The sequence below is a fragment of the Streptomyces vastus genome, assembly GCF_039532825.1.
Taxonomy (GTDB): domain Bacteria; phylum Actinomycetota; class Actinomycetes; order Streptomycetales; family Streptomycetaceae; genus Streptomyces; species Streptomyces vastus.
The window spans coordinates 79,519-97,164 of the sequence record NZ_BAAASJ010000120.1 but is presented as its reverse complement, the minus strand read 5'-3'; the positions used below and the strand labels follow the sequence as shown (position 1 = coordinate 97,164).

Genomic DNA, 17,646 nt, shown 5'->3' with positions numbered 1-17,646 from the left:
GGGTCCCGCGAGTCTGCGCACGGTTTCCCCGATGGTGATCCTCACCCCTACCGGGTCTTCTGGATGTCGGCTTGGCAGGGCAGCTGCTGCTGGGGAACGGCCTGCGCGGGCACGGCCGTGAAGAGGGGCGTGGCAGCCAGCACAAGGGTGGCCGCTGAACGGAGTATGAGGTAAGACATTTGGTCCTCCCTGGGGCTTGGCAGGCCGGGTCAGGGTGCGGTCTGCCATCGTTGCCACTACGAAATATCCTCTTTGCGGCATTCGATAAGATATGATCACGCCTTTGGGGAGCCTGCAACGCGGATGCGCCGGCAGGCCGAGACATGGCAGGTTCCAGGCCTGCCGGCCCAGCGGCGCCATTGGGCTCCTGGCCGAAGGACGGCAACTCTGTTTCCCTGGCCGAACTAGTCTCCGACCCCCGCTGGGCGCCGATGTCCAGAAGGCCGTGGACTACGCCAACCAGGCGGCCTCCCGCTCCGAGTCCATCCGTGAGTTCCGGCTCGTGGAGGGCGAGTTGACTGAGGATGAGCGCCTTCTCATGGCGCCCCTTGAAGGTCGAGCGGCACCGGTGACGGCGGCGTACGAGGCTGAGATCGAGGTGCTGTGCGGAAGCTGACGCTCTCGCACACGGAAGCGCGGGGTGCGCCGCTGTGGCCGCAGAGCCGGGGGAGACGTGCGCCTCTGGCCAAACGGGTGATCACCTGAGTGGAGCAATGCATTTTGCGTGCTTCGTGCAACCCGTGATCACATCTTCCCGAAATGGCGCGTAAGGGATATTTAGGCGCCGCAATCGAAGGTGCCCCTCTGTGGGCCGTCTGCCCCCCCATGACACTTGAGAGGACTTCATGCCTCACCGCATGCTCCGTTCGGCGGCCACCGTGCTGCTGGCTTCCGCACCGCTCTTCGCCGCCGTGCCCGCGCAGGCAGCCGCCGTGCAGCAGGACTTCCCCTGTGACGCCGACATCGAGAAGGAGGACAAGGAGCTGACCAGTAAGGTCACCCTCACCATCGCATGCGACGAGACGCGGACCGTCGGTACGAGAATCGCCGTCGGCAGTTCCGTCCTGCAGAACCGACAGACCGTTCAGGGTGGTGTTGAACAGAGCTTCACCGTCACCGTGAACAGGGTCCCGCAAGTCTGCGCCACGTTGGAGACCGACGATGAGACCACCACGGTCTGCACGGACTGAAGCCACCCCCTCATCGGCACCCGTCTGATGGAACGGTCGTCGCCGCCCCGTCCAGTGATCCGTGAGGCCTGGTGCTGGTCCACTCCAGCGGGAACGGCGACGTAAGTGCCCGCTGTAGGAAGGACAGCCGCAGCTGGGAACCGGAGCGAATTGCTGACCGGTTGGTCGTACCGCCCGCGTGGTGGCGGGCGCGGCTGGCTGCGTAGCCGCCTTGTTCTCCAGCTTCTCCAGAAGGCGGCCGGCTTGCCGTAGAAGAACGTGCGGGTGGCGATGCGGCCCCAGACGCCCTCGGAATGCGACTGGATGTACACGGCGAGCCCGTCGCCACCGCCGAGAGGTGCGAAGGCTGGGTGAGGCGGTTGCCGACCACCGTGTAGCGGTAGGTGCGGCGGTGTCGTATGTGGAGGACACCCCGACATGGGGCGCCGACCAGGAGCGACGTTGTCCTCCGGTTGGTGAGGCCCTCGGTGCGGACGGTAGTCCTGCCGAGGGCTGTCTTCTGTTTTGGGGTTGTCGCGGCCGGCTGCACCTCACGTTCACGGTTTTCGGGCACCGAGTCACCGGACAGGTGGCTGAGGGACTTGGGGAGCTGGACGGTAGCGGGTCTGGCCGGCTTCCTTGTCCCGTTGGTCCAAGATGAGGCGCGGGACACCGGGGCGCAGGAAAGCGGGTCCCGGTGGCGACCTGCGGGGAAGCGTCCGCGGGGCGGCTGGTGGGGTGCGGGTGGTAGTTGCTGGTGAGCCGGGGAGCCGTATGTTGGGGGCGATCTCCAGGTATTCGACACCCTGACCATTGCTGTGCGTCTTCATTCGCCCCATGGCGTTGCTCAAGTCGGCTCGTGCGGCGCGCATTGGTTCGGGATAGATCGTGGACGAGGGAGAATTCGGCGACCTCCTCCGGCGTCTTCACCAGCTTCCCTGAGAGTGAACTCTGGGTGTAGGCCCCGTTGGGACCCCGTTCAAAAGCTCGGGGAAGGTCAACGACCCCCTCCTGACCGGGTGTTCGCCCTGGCCGAAGGGCAGTGCCCGCATGACCACGTGCGCAGTGCTGGAGGATGACCTGCCGCTCAAGTCGGGTGGTCACGAGCTCGTTGATCTCGGCGTCGGTGTCGCGGGAGCGACTGATGCGCAGCAGGGCACGCGCGTAGGCCTCGTGTCTGCAGGAGGCCGAGCACCTCTTGCCCCGGTACTTGAGCTTTGGTCGCCCTGGTCTCGTGCCCCATGAACTTCCGTGCCCAGTCCGGGATCGGTGTCCTCTTGACGTGGCCCCCCGCAGGGCGATGAGTAGCCATCAGCCCTCGGCAGCGCATCCAGCTTGGCGTTGAGGTCCTTGGATGGGGGCTCCTTGCCCAGTTGGAACTGGTCGATATGGCTGTGGGCGATGGGGACCTTGTCGCCGAGCTGCCGTTGGGTGAGCGCGGCCGCGGATGCGGAGCTTGTTGGCGGCGGCCCGCGGGAGAAGCACACGATGGCCGACCATGAGGTCCCGAACCGCTGGACGGCGAAGGTGAGGGCGGGGCACTGAGGCCGCAGAGAACACGAATGCGGCTGCCGAGGCCTTACGCCGCGATACGGAAACTCCTCGCCAGTGTCCGCGAGGCGAACCTGTAGAGCCGCCTCAACCGGCTCCGGTGGACCGCCAGCGCCACGAACGGCCGGAAATCAAGGCGTCTCGGCCCGATGGCGGGGTCACGGGGAAAGTGCGCGTCGCCCCGCGCATTCGGGCAGCGTTTCGAAAATAACGGTGGTTCAACTCTCTTTCCTGGCAGGTGTGTCCTTGCTCCATTGGGAGGCCGACCCCATGTGACCTGGGCAATCTTAATTCATGTCACCTGCAGTACAGGGCCATGTGGATGAAGTTCCGGGCCCGGGGCCCTTTCAAGTTGTGTGGCCTTCCACGTCGAGGCAGTATCGGTTGCGTTCTTCCGACGGGGAAGAAACAGAAACGGAGATACCAAAATGCGCAAGAGCATGATGCGGGGCGCCGCCTCGACCGTCGCGGCGGTGGCCATCCTCGCGGGTTCTGCCTCGGCTGCCAGCGCCGGGGACTACAGCGACGAGCCGAACATCACCATCGTGAACGAGAACACGAACACGAACACCAACGCGAACGAGAACAACAACACCGCCACGGCCACGGCCACGGCTGGCGCCGACGCCGCCGGGCTCGTCGAAGAGATCGCGGACGTGATCGGGGGCTGATCCCTCGTTTGATCGTTCGAGTCAAGTTCGGCGATCACGGGCATCCCTTGTCGATTCCCTTGGGATCGTAGCTTGACCCGAAAGCGTCTTTCCCTGACGGGCGGGTGAGGGGACACCCTCATCCGTCGAGGGAGAGGCGCTTTCCCTTTCCTTGGTTGATCAACTGAAAAGGCGTCATGCCGCAGGTGGTCGCACGAAGTAGCGCACATCGGAGGGGACATGAGTGACACGATCATCCTGCCGCGTTGTCCGGAAACGGGTAAGGCCTCGTTCCGTACTGAGGGCGAGGCTCGTGTCTGGATTGTCAGGCAGCCGTTGATCGAGAGCATTCCGGACCGGATCTATCAGTGCCCCGAGTGCCGGTACTGGCACTTCACCGGATCGCATCATCTGACCAGTCAGAAAATCCAGTCGCGGCGAAACTATGGCAGGCGTGAAGCCGCTCCCCGGCGCAGTCGTAGGAAGAGAGGGAGGAACTGACGAGAGAGCCAGTTCTTTCGCCCCCACCGTGCCGCTGTCGGAAGACCAGCCGAACGGCTGAGGCGCAGGTCGGCTTGGACCGGTTCCTTCGGTTTGAATGCCGGCTTCTCCCACTTATTTCGAGCAGGAAGACGACCAGATTGCGACAGAACCTGAGCAGGGGAATGGTCGTGGCAGCCGCCGCGACGAGCATTCTGTCCCTGTACGGCACCCCGGTGTTCGCGGACTCGCGTGCCGAGGGAGCCTCCGGGGCATCGTCCGGCGCCCTGTCGGGCGGCGACGTCGAGGCTTCGGTGGACGTTGACGCAGACGACAATTCCGTCGGTGTAAGCGCCGAGGTCGACGCCTCCGCTGAGTACCCCCGGAACAGTGGCCCGGACTCACGCGGATCGAATGGCGCTTCCCCCGGCGTCGATTACGGCGATGACAGCGGCTACGGGGACGACGACAGCGGCTATGGCGACGACGACGTCGGCTACGGGGACGACGAAGGCAGTGGCTATGGCGGCGACGACGTCGGCTACGGGGACGACGAAGGCAGTGGCTATGGCGACGACGTCGGCTACGGGGACGACGGCGGCGACAACTCGCACACGCCGCCCGACGAGCCGTCGACGTCACCGCCTGCCACCACTCCGCCGGAGGTGACGACGCCCACGTCGCCGCACCCGTCCACCCCGGCTGCCGAGCCCCCTGCCGCCGAGCCTCCGGCATTTGAGCCCCCGGCGGAGCCGCCCTCGCTCGCTGAGACCGGTGGTGATGAGCAGGTGCTCCTGGCCTCGGGTGCTGCCGCGCTGATGCTGGCGAGCGGCGCCATTCTGTACCGGCGAGGTCGAGCCGCTTCGCTGAGGTAGCGGGGATTCACGCGGGAGTGCTTCCCTCGGGGGCCGGACGGAGACTCGTCCGGCCCCCGAACTCGTTCCCGGACAGGGCTCACTCGCGTGGGTGGTCAAAGGGTGGCCAGGCAGGGGACTCCGCTGGCGGGATTGCCGTATATGTGACTGGATGTCAGGAACAGTCCAAGGAAATGGGCGGCAGTGCAGCCGTTGCGGCCGCCGTTGATCAGTGGAGACGGGAGCAGCCATGGCCGCACGGTATCGGCGCCTCAGGCGATGGCCCGTTTGTGCGGCGGCCGGGATTGTTGCGGCGGGTGCTCTGCTGGCGGGACCTGGACACCTCGTGGGCGGCGGGGCGGAAGAGGGCGCCAGGACGCCGGGGTCGGTGCCGGCGCCGGGGCCGCTTCCGGCCCCGGCGCCGACAGCCACCGGTGCAACCCCCACCTCTTTCCCCGCCTTCGGGGCCTACCTCGACTACAGTCGGCGTGGTGTCGTGCGGACGGACTGGTTCAGCCGGTGGCTGGGTGGGGCCGAGTTGCGGGTGGGGCGTACGTATCTGGCTGGGGATCTCTGGCGCAATATCGAGGGGGCTCCTCGGTTTCTTGACGACTGGGCTGAGTGGCGGCGGGCCAGGGCGGATCGGATGCTCGTCCTCAATGTGCCGATGATGGAGCGCAACGAGGAGGATGTCTCCGATGCCGAGGTGCGTCACCTGCTGCGTCGGGGCGCGGCCGGGGCGTTCGATGTGCACTTTCGGCGGTTGGCAGAGCGGCTGGTCAAGTTGGGGGTGCCGGACACCGTCTTGGTGTTGGGGTGGGAGATGAACGGCGTCACCTACACGCATCGGTGCGGGCCGGATCCGGATGCCTGGAAGGCGTACTGGAATCGGATCGTCGGCACGATGCGGTCGGTGCCTGGGCAGGCGTTTCGGTTCGACTTCACGCCCAGTCGGGGGCGGGATGCCGTTCCCTGGACCGAGTGTTATCCGGGGGACACGACTGTCGACATCATCGGGATGGACAGTTACGACCAGCCGCGTGGGATGGCGTTCGACGAGCAGGTTTCGGAGCCGTACGGGCTGCAGAAGCATGTGGACTTCGCCAAGGAGCATGGGAAGCCCATCTCGTATCCGGAGTGGGGGTTGTTCCGTAACGGGGACAACGCGGAGTACATGCGGCGCATGCTTGCCTGGATGGATGAGCACAAGCCGGTGTACAACACGATCACCGACTACTGCCCGCACGGGGTGTGGCAGTGCGGGCGGAATCCGCGGGCGGCTCAGGTGTATCGGGCCGTGCTCTACGGACGTACCGAGACCGGGAGCGGGACCACCCCGCCGACGACGTTGCCGGTGCCGTCGCAGGTACCAGCGCCAGTTCCCACTCCCGTGCCCGAGCCCGTTCCTGAGCCCACTCCCGAGCCCCAGACCACCTCAGGCTGCCGCCCGTTGAATCTGAGTGACTGGGTCGAGTACTGGATCGGTGGTGAGCCCTGCATTCGCGATGACTGGTGGGGTGACTGGTGGCCGTTCAGTTGGTGAGCGGGTCCTTCCGGCGGCGTACGAGTTCCCGGGCCCGGTTGCGCCCGTAGGCCTCGCAGGCGACCGCTGACAGGAGGGGGGCGGTGCGGCGGCGGGCCAGTAGGAGGCGCTGGTTGACCACGGCGTACGGGCGCCAGCGGAATTTGTACGGCTCGGTTCCGCGCAGCAGGCTCAGTACCTGGCGGTCGTCGCGGGATACGTGGTCGGCGCAGGCGTGCAGCAGCATGGTGGCGATGTCTGCCTTCCGTTCCCGCAGGCGTGGATGGGCGCCGTAGAGGTAGTTGCCTGCCAGGTGGCGCGCGAGCAGGGTCACGTCGACGGCCAGTACGTCGGGGCCGGCTCGGAACTCGGTCACCACGGCGTCGCCTGACCGGACAAGCGGGCCGAGCGCGCGGGACAGGTGCTCGTGGAAGCGGGGTTTGAGGTGTTCGGGGGTCACCTTTCGGTGCTGCCACTGGAGGCGGTGCAGGTCCAGCATGGTGCGTACGGTCGAGGCCACCTCTTCGGGGCGGACGAAGCGGTGTTCGATGCCCAGTTCGGTGAGCTTGCGGAGCTTGCTCTCGACGCGTCGGGCGCGGCTGGTCGGCATGCGGGTGAGCAGCTCGTTCAGGGGGCGGGCGGGTAGTTCCAGGCACACCGAGTCGGGCAGTTGGAGCTTGGGGCCGCGCCAGTGTTCGTACAGCTGCTCCACTGCGCTGCCTGGTCGGGCCTCTCGGATGTCGATCAGTGTGGTGCGGGCGGCTGTCCACAGGGTCTGAGTGAGGGCAGTTGCTGCGTGGTCGGCGTGGTCGTCGTCGAGTAGTACGTCGCCGTAGTCGGAGATCGGGCCGCCCAGGGGGACCAGGCGGGGCAGCGGGCCTCCGGCGCGCATCAGCGGGGCTGCCGCCCGCAGTTCGGGGCCTTCGCGGACCAGTACCAGCCGCAGTCGGCCCGGGGTGCCGTACGACGTCCACCATGAGTGCAGCCAGGCGTGGCTCTGGAACGGGGTTGCCGTGCCGCAGTTGCGGTACAGCCGGTCCCATGCCGGGGCCAGGGCGGTGAACTCGCGCTCGTCGGTGCACAGTTCGGCCCGCAGTGTGTCCTCGGCCGTCTGCACCGTCAGCCCGCTCACAGCTGTCCGTGTGCGTCGGCGGCCGTGGCCGGGCCGGGGACTACGGCCGGGTTCGCGCCGCCCGCGGCGGTGTTGCGCGGGCGGGCGAGCAGTGCGAGGCCGCCCAGTAGGCCGCCGGCGCTTGCGCCCACCAGGGCGGTCAGGGCCGGGGACGGCGAGGACGGGGCGGTGGGTTTGATGGCCCTGGAGAACCGGCGGAGTTCGACGTGCGTGGCCTTCTTGGTGTGGGTGGCGTGGCGGGTCATCGCGCCGGTGACCGCGTTGGCCATGTCGGCGGCCAGGTCTGGGCGGGTGGACGTGGCCGTCACGGCGATCATCGGGGCGTCCGGCGAGGTCGCCGACCGTACGCTCTCGCGCAGCGTCCGCGCCGGTACGCCCGCCCAGACCTGGGCGTCGCCGAGCACCGCGAGTTGCGTGGCGACCCGGCCGTATGCCTGGGCGAAGCCGAGTGCGGCCTGCGGGTCGGACTTGGCGGTGGGTACGGCGACGACGTAGGCCGCGGCGGAGTAGGCGGGGGGTGTGAGGGTGCCGTACGCGGTACCGGCCAGGGCGCCGGTGAGGGTGCCGGCCGCCAGCAGGGACCAGGGGGGCAGGGCGCGCAGGCGTCTCAGTGCCCGCAGATGAAATGGAGCGGTTGCCGGGGGTGTCTGGGTGGCCGGGGAGTCGGTCTTGGTGGTCATCAGGGGAGCACTCCGAGGGTTACGGGGATGAGACGGCGGCCGCGTACACGTCCATGAGCCGTGCTGCGGTGCGCGTGATGCAGTAGTGGCGGGCGGCGGCGGAGGCCCGGCGTTCCGTCGGGCGGGAGGGGCCGTGTCCGGTCCGGGCGCGGGTCTCGGCCAGGGCGCGGGCGAACGCGTCCGCGCCGCCGCGTACCCGGTGGGCCCCTGCGGCGAGGCGTGGTGGGAGGTCCTCGACGGCTGGGCAGGAGCGGTACAGCACCGGAAGGCCTGCTGCCAGGCCTTCCACGACGGCCAGGCCGAAGGATTCCTCCACGCTCGGTGAGGCGAGTACGTCCATCGCCGAGGTCAGCGAGGGCAGATCCAGACGGTCGCGGGTGCCGTCGGGCTCGTACGGCTGTTCCCCCGTGAACAGCACCCGGCCGGTGACCCCGGCCCGCTGGGCGGCGCGTCGCAGCACGCTCTCCTCGGGGCCGCCGCCGACCAGCAACAGGACGTAGTCGCAGGGGAGTCGGGCGAGGGCGTCGATCAGGACGCCGAACCGCTTGCCCGCGGTCAGCCGGCCGATGCCGCCGACGACGTACGCGTCCTTCGGCAGCCCGAGGCGGCGGCGGGTGCGTTCGCGGCGGGCCGGGTCGAAGCGGAAGCGGGCCACGTCGATGCCGTTGGGCACGACCTCGATGCGCGGCTCGGGCACGCCCCAGCCGCGGAGGAGGTCGGCCACCGTGGGGGAGACGGCGACCGTGGCGCGGCCCAGCCGCTCGCTGGCCAGGTACAGCGAGCGCATTCCGGAGGTGAGGGCACGGCCCTCCAACTGGGTGCCGCCGAGGGAGTGTTCGGTGGCCACCACGGCTCGTACGCCTGCCATGCGGGCGGCGATCCTGCCGTACACGCAGGCCCGGTAGAGGTGGGTGTGTACGAGGTCGTAGCCGCCGTACCGGATCAGGCGGGCGAGGCGGGGCAGGGCGGAGAGGTCCCGGTTGCCGGACATGCCGAGGTGGAGGACCCGGACGCCGTCCGCGGTCAGGCCCTCGGCGACCGGGCCGGGATTGGTGAGGGTCACGACGTCGCAGTTGATGGGCAAGTGGCGCAGGAGTAGGCGGAGTTGCTGTTCCGCGCCGCCTACGCCCAGGCCGGTGATGATGTGCAGGGCCTTCAAGCCGGGCATCGCGAGGGCCTCATACTCCGTCGATGGGACGGCGGTGCAGGTGGTGCAGGCGGCGCTTGAGGTGCAGACGCCAGGCCGTGTCGTTCTCGCCGATGTGGACGCGGGGGAGGGCGTACGGGCCGGTCAGGTCGCCGGGGGTGGTGGCGCAGGCGTAGCTGTAGCCCGCGTCCCGTACGGCTTCGACGGTTCGGCGGTCGACTCGGCCGTATGGGTAGCAGAAGCCGCGGATGTGAGCACCGGTCACTTCGGAGAGCAGTGCTCTGCTGTCGTTCACCTCGGCACGGAGCAGCGTGTCGTCGGCCAGTGTCAGGTCCTGGTGAGTGAGGCCGTGAGAGCCGATCTCGATGCCCTCGGCGGCCGCCTGGCGGATGCCCTCCGCCGACAGCAGCGGCTTGCGCGGGCCACAGGGGTCCCAGGCGTTGTCGCCGCCCAGCCTGCCGGGCAGTACGAACAAAGTGGCGCCGAAGGCGTGGCGGCGCAGCAGCGGCAGGGCGTGCGCGAGGAAATCGGCGTAACCGTCGTCGAACGTCAGGCCCACCAGGTCCTGGCCCTCCCCGCGGGCGCGCGCGGCGAGCAGTTCGCGCATACCGACGCCGCGCAGGCCCCGGCGGCGGAGCCAGCCGAGCTGCCGGTCCAGGCGGTGGGGCGAGACGGTGACACGGTACGGGTCGTTGGAGCAGTCGCCCACGGAGTGGTACATCGCCACCCACGGGGGCGGGCCGGGTCTGCGCCGGGGCGTGTTGGGTCGGGGCGTGTCGGATCGGGGGGCGGCGGAAGGGTCGCGGTCAGCGGACACGGGCACGGGGAAGCCTCCGGGTGATGGTGCGGATCGTGGGAGTGAGGCCCTGCCCGCCCGGCAGCCCGGCGAGCAGGAGGAAGACGACGGTGACGGCCGTGCCGCCGGCCGTGAGCCCGAGGGTGGGGGAGTCGACGAGGCTCGCGCCGGACCAGCCCACCCCACAGGCGACCACCGCGGCGCGCAGCGGTCCGACCGTCGCGGCCAGCACCGGGCGGGTGCGGATCGGTACGCCGCGCGTTCCCATGCCGTACAGCAGGATCAGGGCGGTGAGGCTGATGCCGGCCGCGTTGGCGGCGGCGATGCCGAGCACGCCCCACGGGCCGGCCGTCCACGCGCCGGCCCCCGCGGTGGCGGCGATACCGGCGGTCATGGCGGCCACCGGGTACCAGGTCGGGCGCCCCGCCGAGAAGTATGACCGGACGAGTGCGCCCACCAGTGCGTGGCCGAGCAGACCCAGCGCGTACACACGCATCACGGCGGCAGTGGCCGTCGTGTCCTGCGCGGTGAACGCGCCCCGCTGGAACAGGACATGGACGAGCTGTGGGGCGCAGGCGACGACGACGGCGGTGCCGAGCAGCACGACGTACGACACGGATGCGAGGTCGCGTTCGACGCGGTCGCGGGCCCGCTCGGTGTCGCCCTCGGCCAGTGCCTGCGAGACGACGGGGAAGGTGACCGTGCACAGCATCAGGGCGAGCACCATCGGCAACTGGGCCACCTTTTGGGCGTAGTTGAGATGCGAGATGGTGCCGGCGGGGAGCGGGGAGGCCAGGAAGCGCTCGATGAGTACCTGGGACTGGCGGCACAGGGCGAAGAGCAGGACGGTGAGGAAGAGGGCGAGGTTCAGGGCGCGCGGGTCGGCAGCTGGCTCTCCGAGGGCCGTAGGGGCGGTGGAGGCGGTAGGGGCCATCGCGTTCGTCGCGGTCGGGCCGAGGGTCGTCGCCCGTCGGCGGCGCAACTGCCGTAGCAGCGAGGGTAGTTGGGTGACGATCATGAGCACCCCGCCCAGCGCGACGCCGATAGCCGCCGCTCGCACGCCCCAGCGTCCGCCCAGGACGAACATCGCCGTGATGATGGCGGTGTTGTACGCGACGTAGATGGCCGCCGGCGCGACGAACCTGCGGTGTGCGCGCAGGGCCGCGCTGCAGTAACCCGCGAGGCCGAAGGTCAGGACGCAGGTGCCGGTCAGCCGGGTGCAGTCCACCGCGAGACGGGGGTCCGGGAGCCCCGGCGCCAGCAGCTCGACCAGGTAGGGCGCTCCCCAGATGAGCAGCGCCGACGCCACGGTGAACGCCAGCGTCAGGCGGGGCAGCGTGCCGCGTACCAGGGCGCGCACCGGGTCGCCGCCGCCGGGGTCGCCCGTGCCGCCGTGGGCGCGGCGGGCCACGACCGCGCTGAACGCCGGTACGAGCGCGAAGGCCAGCCCGTCCTCGATCAGCAGCGTCGCCGCGAACTCCGGCACGGTCCAGGCGACCAGGAAGGCGTCCGTCTCGCTCCCCGCCCCGAAGAGATGCGCCATCGCCTGGTCCCGGCCGAGGCCCAGCAGGGCACCGGCCAGGGAGAGGAGGACGGTGACGAAGGCGGCCCTGGCGAGGAAGCCGTGCGAGACGAAAGTGGTCCAACTGCCGGGGGAGGGGCCGGGGGCGCCGGTGCCGGGGCCTGCCACCGCGTTGGCCGTGGTGTCCCCGGCCTGCGGAGGGGGAACGATCGTCATCGTGGAACTGCCTCCCTGGAGGCCTTGGAGACGGCCGGTTCGGGAAAGCCCACCCGGCCCCCCAATGCCCACCACGCCGTCAGGCCCAGGCAGATCGCGGTGAGGACGGTCGTGGGCCCGCCGATATCGGCGTACGCGAAGTTGATCAGCTGCCAGACCAGCAGCCCGCAGGCGACGAGCCCGCAGTCCAGGGACGATTCCTCTGTGAGGGCGTCGCCGGGGTCCCGCGCTCTGCGGGCGCGGACCAGCCTTCGCAGTGCCAGCACCAGCAGCGCCAGCCAGCTCCCCGCGAGGGCCAGCAGCCCGACGATGCCCGCCTCGCTGAGCACCAGCAAGTACATGTTGTGCGGCGACAGCAGCGGCTGCTTCCGGTACTCCGTGCCGGCGCCCTCGATGTCGCTGCCCGACGACAGCGCCAGCGAGGCATGGCCGTCGCGGTGCTCGGGGAAGCCCTTGAAGCCGACGCCCGTGAGCGGCTGTTCACGCCACATATCGGCCGCCGCCGCCCACATCGTGTACCGGTCGGTGACCGACTGGTCCGGCGCGTCGCCGACCTGGCCGATGCTGCTGACCCGCTCCTGCAACAGCGTGGAGCCGACGCCGAACCCGCCGACGAGGATCACCGAGACCGCGGCCACGACCGCACCCGTCGCCACCGCCCGCCGCAGGCCCGCGAGCATCAGCTGAGCCCCGCACGCGACGACCGTCGCGATCCACGCACCACGGCTGAAGGACACGGCCAGCGGCACGACGAGCATCACCATGCACACCAAGGCCCACACCCGCTGTCGTACGGACCCGGCTTCGAGCGCCAGGCCCACCGCGCACACAAGCCCGAAGGACACCACGGTCGCCATGCCCATGACGTCCGCCGGCCCGAAGGTGCCGACCGCCCGGATCTCCTGGCCCATGTACGAGGCGCCGGTCCCTGTCGCGTACTGGTGCACCCCTACGGCCCCCTGCCACACCGCGAGCGCCACCACCGACCAGGCCAGCAGCCGGACGTCGCGCCGGTCGCGGACGAGCATCAGGACGGCGGCCGGGACGAGCACGAAGATCTGCAGCCAGCGCGCGAAGCCGGTGAGCGCCGCGCCCGGCGTCATGGCCCCCGCTGCCGCCACCGCGAACCCGGCCACGGGCAGGCCCAGTACCACTACGGCCGTACGGGACAGAGGGCGCCGCCGGTACCGCAGCAGACGGATCGCGCAGCACAGGACGACGACACCGGAGGCGGCGTCGGCGGGGCTCGCGCCGCCCTCGCCGCCCGGCGTGACGGGCAGCGCGAGCAGGGCGATCACCGCTACCACCGGCAGGACGGGCGCCAGTCCGCGCACGGTCGGCAGGGCGTATGTGTGGCTCACCGGTCGTCAGCTCCCCGTCGGGCGCACCAGCGCGGCGGCCGTGCGCAGCAGGATGCAGATGTCCTGCCACAGCGACCAGTCGTCGATGTACGCGTTGTCGAAGCGGGCGCGGTCCTCGATGGAGGTGTCGCCGCGCAGCCCCTGGATCTGGGCGAGCCCGGTGATGCCGGTCCGCATACGGTGGCGGGCGGCGTAACCGGGGTAGGTCCGGCTGAAGCCGGCGACGAAGTACGGGCGTTCGGGGCGTGGCCCGACAAGGCTCATGTCGCCTCGGAAGACGTTCCACAGCTGGGGAAGCTCGTCGAGCGAGGTCCGGCGCAGGAAGCGGCAGAACCGGCTCATGTCCCGCTCGCCCGCCACACTCCAGCGGGTGGCGGCCTCGTGCTCGTCGGCCGGGCGATGGGTGCGGAACTTCAGAAGGGTGAAGGGGAGTCCGTACTCGCCGATGCGCTCCTGGCGGAAGACGACTCCCGGTCCCTCGCTGATCCGCAGCACCAGTGCGCAGGCCAGCAGTACCGGGGCGGCGAGCAGGAGCAGGGCACCGGAGACCAGTACGTCCAGGGCGCGTTTGGCGGGGCTCATGGGGCGTCGGCCGACTTCCAGGCGACGGCAGGGGAAGCCGGCGATGCGCTCGCGGGGGGTACGGGGATAGAACAGGTGGCTGGTTGACGGCTCGTAGGCCGGGGGGCCCGTGTGCGCGAGTGCCATGCTGCCGGGTCCGTCATGTGGGGCGGGGCCTTTGCCGGTCGCGGTTCCTGACAGGTCGTAGGCGGTGCGGTCGGCCTGCTCGTACGCGGGGCTCAAGGGCGGGTCGTACGACGGCATCTCCGCGTCGATCTCCCACAGCGCGCAGCCTGATTCAGCCAACTCCCTTACCAGTGCGCCGTGTTCACCGACGAGTCCGACGAGGAGCACGGCCCGTACGCCGTTCTGGACGACGGCCCGCTGCACCTCCTCATCCGTGCTGAGCACCGGCAGCCCGGCACCGCCTGCCGTGTCGTCGGCGAGGACGCCCACCGGTCTGAGGCCGCACCCCGGCCGGCGCAGGAAGGCGGCGGCCACGCGCTGGGCGGTGGCGGCCGGGCCCACGACGAGGGCGGCGGCGGGGTTGCGGACCAGCATCCGGCGGCGGCGCCAGTGCACCAGGCCGCGGCCTGCGCAGCTCGCCGCCGTCTGCAGGGCGCAGCCGGTCAGCAGCGTACGGGCGGACGGGGCGTGGGCCGGGGAGAGCGCCGCGACCAGCGCCGCGAGGGCACACCAGGTCACCGTGATCCGGGCGCAGAGGGCGGGGAGTTCGTCCAGGACGGCGGGCACGGCGGCCTGGCGGTACAGCGCCGCCAGCGCGTTCAGCCAGAGGACGGCGAGCAGCAGGGGCGCGGTCAGCAGGGGGTGGGGGAGGGCCGGAGCGGCGGTGAGCGCGGCCGTCGCGTCCACGAGGAGCAGGGGTAGCGCGGGGGTGCGCCGCGCCGCGGGCCGCTGCCTCGCGGGGAACCCCGAGCCGCCGGGGGCCCCGCGTGCGGGGAGGACCGAGACGGGCAGGAATCCCCGCTCCGGTTGCTGGGCTGCGAGGGGAGAGGCGGTGCGTTCGACGGTCACGAGCGGATGGACTCCCTGCACTCGATGGGTTCCTGGGTCACCGGGCGCCCGGAGCCGAGGAGTTCGCGGTAGAGGGCCGCGACCGCCTCGGCCGAGTGCCGCACGTCGTGCGCGGTCAGTACGTGGCGGCGCCCGTGGCGGCCGAGCGACTCGCGCAGCGGCGGATCGAGCAGCGCGCGGGTGAGCGCGTCGGCCAGGGGGCCCGGCCGGCCGGGGGGTACCAGGCAGTGCGTCAGGTGACCGGGCGGCAGACTCTCGCGCGCCCCGGCCACGTCCGTGACCACCACGGGCCGACCGCACGCCATCGCCTCCAGCGGTGCCAGCGCCATGCCCTCCCAGCGGGACGGCAGCACCACCAGGTCGGCGGCCTGGTACCAGGGCACGGCGTCGGCGACGGCACCGGCGAACAGCACGCCCTCGGGCGCGCGGTGCCGCAGCAGCTCCTCGTCCGGCCCGTCCCCGACGAGGGCGAGCCGGGTCCCGGGCACGCGTCGCAGGACCGAGGGCCACGCCTCGAGCAGTACGTCCTGGCCCTTCTGCCGGCACAGCCGTCCTACGCAGACGACCAGGAGGGCGGACCGGTCGAGGGTGGCGAGGGGCGCAGGGGTGGCTCGTACGGGGGTCTCGGTTTGTACGAGGGTGTCGGTGGCGTGGGCTTGTACGGCTGTGTCGGCTTGTGTGGCCGTGTCGGCGGCGGGTTGGAAACGCTGTGGGTCGACCCCGTTGGGGATCAGTCGCCAGTTGGCCCGCACTCCGGCCCGTACGCCTCGCGCGCGCTCTGCCTCGCTGACGCACACCACACGGGCGGCCCATCGCGCCGCCCGCCGCTCCCACGCCAGGGCTGCCGCCGCCGTGAGCCCGCCGACCGCCTCGAACGACCAGGCGTGCGGCTGGAAAACGGTCGGGATCCGCCCCCTGACCGCCAGCCGGGCGGCGAGCCCGGCCTTGGCGCTGTGCGCGTGCAGCACCTCGGGCCGGATCTCGTCGACGATGAGTGCGAGCCGGCGTACCTCACCGGGAAGCGACCATCCCGGCGCGCGGGTGGCGGGCCAGTGCCGTACGTCCGCGCCGAGTTCCCGCAGTGTCCGGGCGAGGCCGCTGCCGGGGCACGCGACCGTGACGTCGAAACCGGCCGCACGCTGCGCCCGCACCAGTTCGGTGACGACGTGGGCGACGCCACCGTCCACCGGCTGGGTGACGTGGAGGACGCGCGGCGAAGTCCCTCGCCGCGTCGCACCGCGCAACGACCCGGCGGACCGGCTGACCATCACCGTACGAGTCGACCCGAAGGGCGGTCGTCCCGCCCTGACGGGCCGTGGGACGGGCGGACCTCCGTGTGAGTCGCAGTGGAAAGAACCCGGGCATGACCCATGACCGGCGTTGCCCTTTCGCGAGGAACATCAAATTCGGCTGACGGTGCGTCACTCTATCCCGGAATACCTCGTATATCGGGCAAGAGTGACAAAGTGCTTAAATCATCGTCTCGTGTCGGTGGCTGTAGGGCCGGTGCCGTCGGGGTGCTGCGCCGAACGGGGCGGAGTGCCGGGAGGGAGCGAACAGTGCCGCTCACCAGTGGCGATGCCTGGTCGGGAGCAGCCTGACGGTCGCTCTGGGCGCCTGATCGGTTGCAGTGTGTGGCCACCGGTTTAAGGGTGGCCCCAAGACCCCACGCACCCTTGCGAAAGGAACCTCCATGCGTGCTCCTTCGGCACGGCGCATCGCGACCACCGCACTCTGCGCCACGTTTCTGATCGGTGTCACGGCTCCTACCGCCATGGCGGCCGACACAGCGCGGGAAAGCACTCGCGAGTCGGCCCCGGCCAACGACGCGGCCACCCTCCAGAGCCAGGTCCAGCAGCTGGGCACCGTCAGCTCCGTGGTGGCCCCGGTCACCGAACTTCAGAACGCCGTGCTCAAGGCCCAGGCCGAGAACTCCCAGCTCTCCGCCGCGGAGGTGACGAGGCTCGGCGACGCCGCCAAGGCCGCCATCGCCGCGGCCGCCGCGAACCCGGTGACTCCCGCGGACCCGTCGACCCCGTCCACGCCGGGCGTGACGACTTCCACCTCGCCCCTGGCGCCGGTGACGCCGGCCGATCCGGCGACGTCGGCCCAGCTGCCCGCTGACGGCCTGCAGGATGCGCTCGCCGCCCTGCAGGAGGCCGTGACCGCCTTGGTCGCCGCCGCCACCTCCGGTGACATCGAGGGTGCCCTCGCCGCGGTCAAGACCGTGTCGCTGAAGCTCGTGGCCGTCGTCCTCGCCCTCCTGGGCGGACTCCCCGGCCTGCCCATTCCCGGCCTGCCCATCCCTGGCCTGCCCCTTGAACAGCCTTCCTGAGAACGGGAGTTGTGCCTGAGGCGAAGCAGGCACAACTCGGCCCGGACGCCGTACCGACGCCGTCGCGGATCGGTACGGCGTCCGTTTCTCCGGCCGGACCCCCGTTGCCCCGTCTTCTTGGTCGCGTTCATAGGAGGATGAGAAACGCGGATAAGACGCGCCCTTCATTCGGGTGACCTTCTCTGCGGCGGGCCGGAATTTTCGGTGTTCGGGGTTTCCGTGGTGTCCGGGGCTCGTTGGCTTCGGTGAAGCAATTCCCGCTGGCGACTCACGGGTTGCCGAAGAAAGGAACGCGATGAAGTCTCTGAAGGCTGCCGCCATCGTTGCCGGTTCCCTGGTCGTGGCTGGTCTCGCCACCCCCGCTGTCGCCGCCGACGTCGCGGGGAGTCAGCCCGCCGACCTCAATGGGAACGTGCGCAACCTCACGCAGGGTGTCAAAGCGCCGGGGCTGGACGGCCAGAAGATGCTCGACACGGAGAAGGGCCTGGTGCCCAAGGCCGTCGAGAAGACGACGGGCACCGTGGGTAACGGCCCGGTGGGGCGCTGAGAACTCGTGCAGAAGTGAAGGATTAGGGCGCACTTTCGTCTCGGGCCTTCGCTCGGATTTTCCGCCCGGGCTCCTTTCCGGATCTGTG

At 70.3% G+C, this 17,646-nt stretch carries 16 protein-coding genes; 7 read left to right on the top strand and 9 right to left on the bottom strand.

All coding sequences use genetic code 11. The annotated features are described in order from the left end of the window. Window positions 1-47: 47 nt before the first annotated feature. On the bottom strand, window positions 48-179 hold the full coding sequence (locus tag ABD357_RS40160; RefSeq protein ID WP_344396372.1) for a hypothetical protein: 132 nt from the start codon (window positions 177-179) through the stop codon (window positions 48-50). A 266-nt stretch (window positions 180-445) separates the two neighbouring features. Between ABD357_RS40160 and ABD357_RS40155 the strand changes: the two genes are divergently transcribed. From ABD357_RS40155 to ABD357_RS40135, 5 genes are all read left to right on the top strand, one after another. Beyond that, on the top strand, window positions 446-616 hold the full coding sequence (locus ABD357_RS40155) for a hypothetical protein (protein WP_344396371.1): 171 nt from the start codon (window positions 446-448) through the stop codon (window positions 614-616). Window positions 617-857: 241 nt separating this feature from the next. Beyond that, window positions 858-1,190 carry a hypothetical protein gene (locus ABD357_RS40150; RefSeq protein WP_344396370.1) on the top strand — a complete coding sequence of 111 codons (333 nt, stop codon included), beginning with the start codon at window positions 858-860 and terminating at the stop codon, window positions 1,188-1,190. A gap of 1,958 nt (window positions 1,191-3,148) precedes the next feature. Continuing rightward, window positions 3,149-3,391, top strand: coding sequence for a hypothetical protein (locus ABD357_RS40145; RefSeq protein WP_344396369.1), 243 nt, complete (start codon window positions 3,149-3,151; stop codon window positions 3,389-3,391). Between the two features lie 650 nt (window positions 3,392-4,041). Further along, entirely contained in the window at window positions 4,042-4,725 is a 684-nt protein-coding gene (locus ABD357_RS40140) for an LPXTG cell wall anchor domain-containing protein (protein WP_425585202.1), read from the top strand. 229 nt (window positions 4,726-4,954) lie between these two features. After that, window positions 4,955-6,247, top strand: coding sequence for a glycoside hydrolase family 26 protein (locus ABD357_RS40135; protein ID WP_344396368.1), 1,293 nt, complete (start codon window positions 4,955-4,957; stop codon window positions 6,245-6,247). On the opposite strand, the gene ABD357_RS40130 is transcribed toward ABD357_RS40135, so the two are convergent. The 8 genes from ABD357_RS40130 to ABD357_RS40095 all read right to left on the bottom strand — a co-directional run bounded on the left by ABD357_RS40130 (window position 6,237) and on the right by ABD357_RS40095 (window position 15,944). Beyond that, window positions 6,237-7,349: a GNAT family N-acetyltransferase gene (locus ABD357_RS40130; protein ID WP_425585208.1), complete on the bottom strand. Its 1,113-nt coding sequence runs from the start codon at window positions 7,347-7,349 to the stop codon at window positions 6,237-6,239. The two genes, ABD357_RS40135 and ABD357_RS40130, sit on opposite strands and share 11 nt — an antisense overlap. 5 nt (window positions 7,350-7,354) lie before the next feature. Then, window positions 7,355-8,038 carry a YveK family protein gene (locus tag ABD357_RS40125; protein WP_344396366.1) on the bottom strand — a complete coding sequence of 228 codons (684 nt, stop codon included), beginning with the start codon at window positions 8,036-8,038 and terminating at the stop codon, window positions 7,355-7,357. 19 nt (window positions 8,039-8,057) lie between these two features. Continuing rightward, window positions 8,058-9,197, bottom strand: coding sequence for a glycosyltransferase (locus tag ABD357_RS40120; RefSeq protein ID WP_344396472.1), 1,140 nt, complete (start codon window positions 9,195-9,197; stop codon window positions 8,058-8,060). Between the two features lie 19 nt (window positions 9,198-9,216). Continuing rightward, the gene (locus ABD357_RS40115; RefSeq protein WP_344396364.1) at window positions 9,217-9,906 is read right to left on the bottom strand and encodes a polysaccharide deacetylase family protein; all 690 of its coding nucleotides are present in this window, start codon (window positions 9,904-9,906) and stop codon (window positions 9,217-9,219) included. A gap of 85 nt (window positions 9,907-9,991) precedes the next feature. Then, a complete protein-coding gene (murJ, locus tag ABD357_RS40110) occupies window positions 9,992-11,719 on the bottom strand; it encodes a murein biosynthesis integral membrane protein MurJ (RefSeq protein ID WP_344396363.1) in 1,728 nt (575 codons plus the stop codon). Further along, complete coding sequence (locus ABD357_RS40105; protein WP_344396360.1) at window positions 11,716-13,080, bottom strand: O-antigen ligase family protein; 1,365 nt, start codon at window positions 13,078-13,080, stop codon at window positions 11,716-11,718. The genes murJ and ABD357_RS40105 overlap by 4 nt, the downstream gene beginning before the upstream one ends. A 6-nt stretch (window positions 13,081-13,086) precedes the next feature. Further along, window positions 13,087-14,676 carry a sugar transferase gene (locus ABD357_RS40100; protein ID WP_344396359.1) on the bottom strand — a complete coding sequence of 530 codons (1,590 nt, stop codon included), beginning with the start codon at window positions 14,674-14,676 and terminating at the stop codon, window positions 13,087-13,089. After that, on the bottom strand, window positions 14,673-15,944 hold the full coding sequence (locus tag ABD357_RS40095) for a glycosyltransferase family 4 protein (RefSeq protein WP_344396471.1): 1,272 nt from the start codon (window positions 15,942-15,944) through the stop codon (window positions 14,673-14,675). Before ABD357_RS40095 ends, ABD357_RS40100 begins: the two co-directional genes overlap by 4 nt. Window positions 15,945-16,369: 425 nt before the next feature. On the opposite strand from ABD357_RS40095, the gene ABD357_RS40090 reads away from it, so the two are divergent. Beyond that, complete coding sequence (locus ABD357_RS40090; protein ID WP_344396357.1) at window positions 16,370-17,011, top strand: hypothetical protein; 642 nt, start codon at window positions 16,370-16,372, stop codon at window positions 17,009-17,011. Between the two features lie 295 nt (window positions 17,012-17,306). Beyond that, a complete protein-coding gene (locus tag ABD357_RS40085) occupies window positions 17,307-17,558 on the top strand; it encodes a hypothetical protein (protein ID WP_344396356.1) in 252 nt (83 codons plus the stop codon). Window positions 17,559-17,646: the final 88 nt, after the last annotated feature.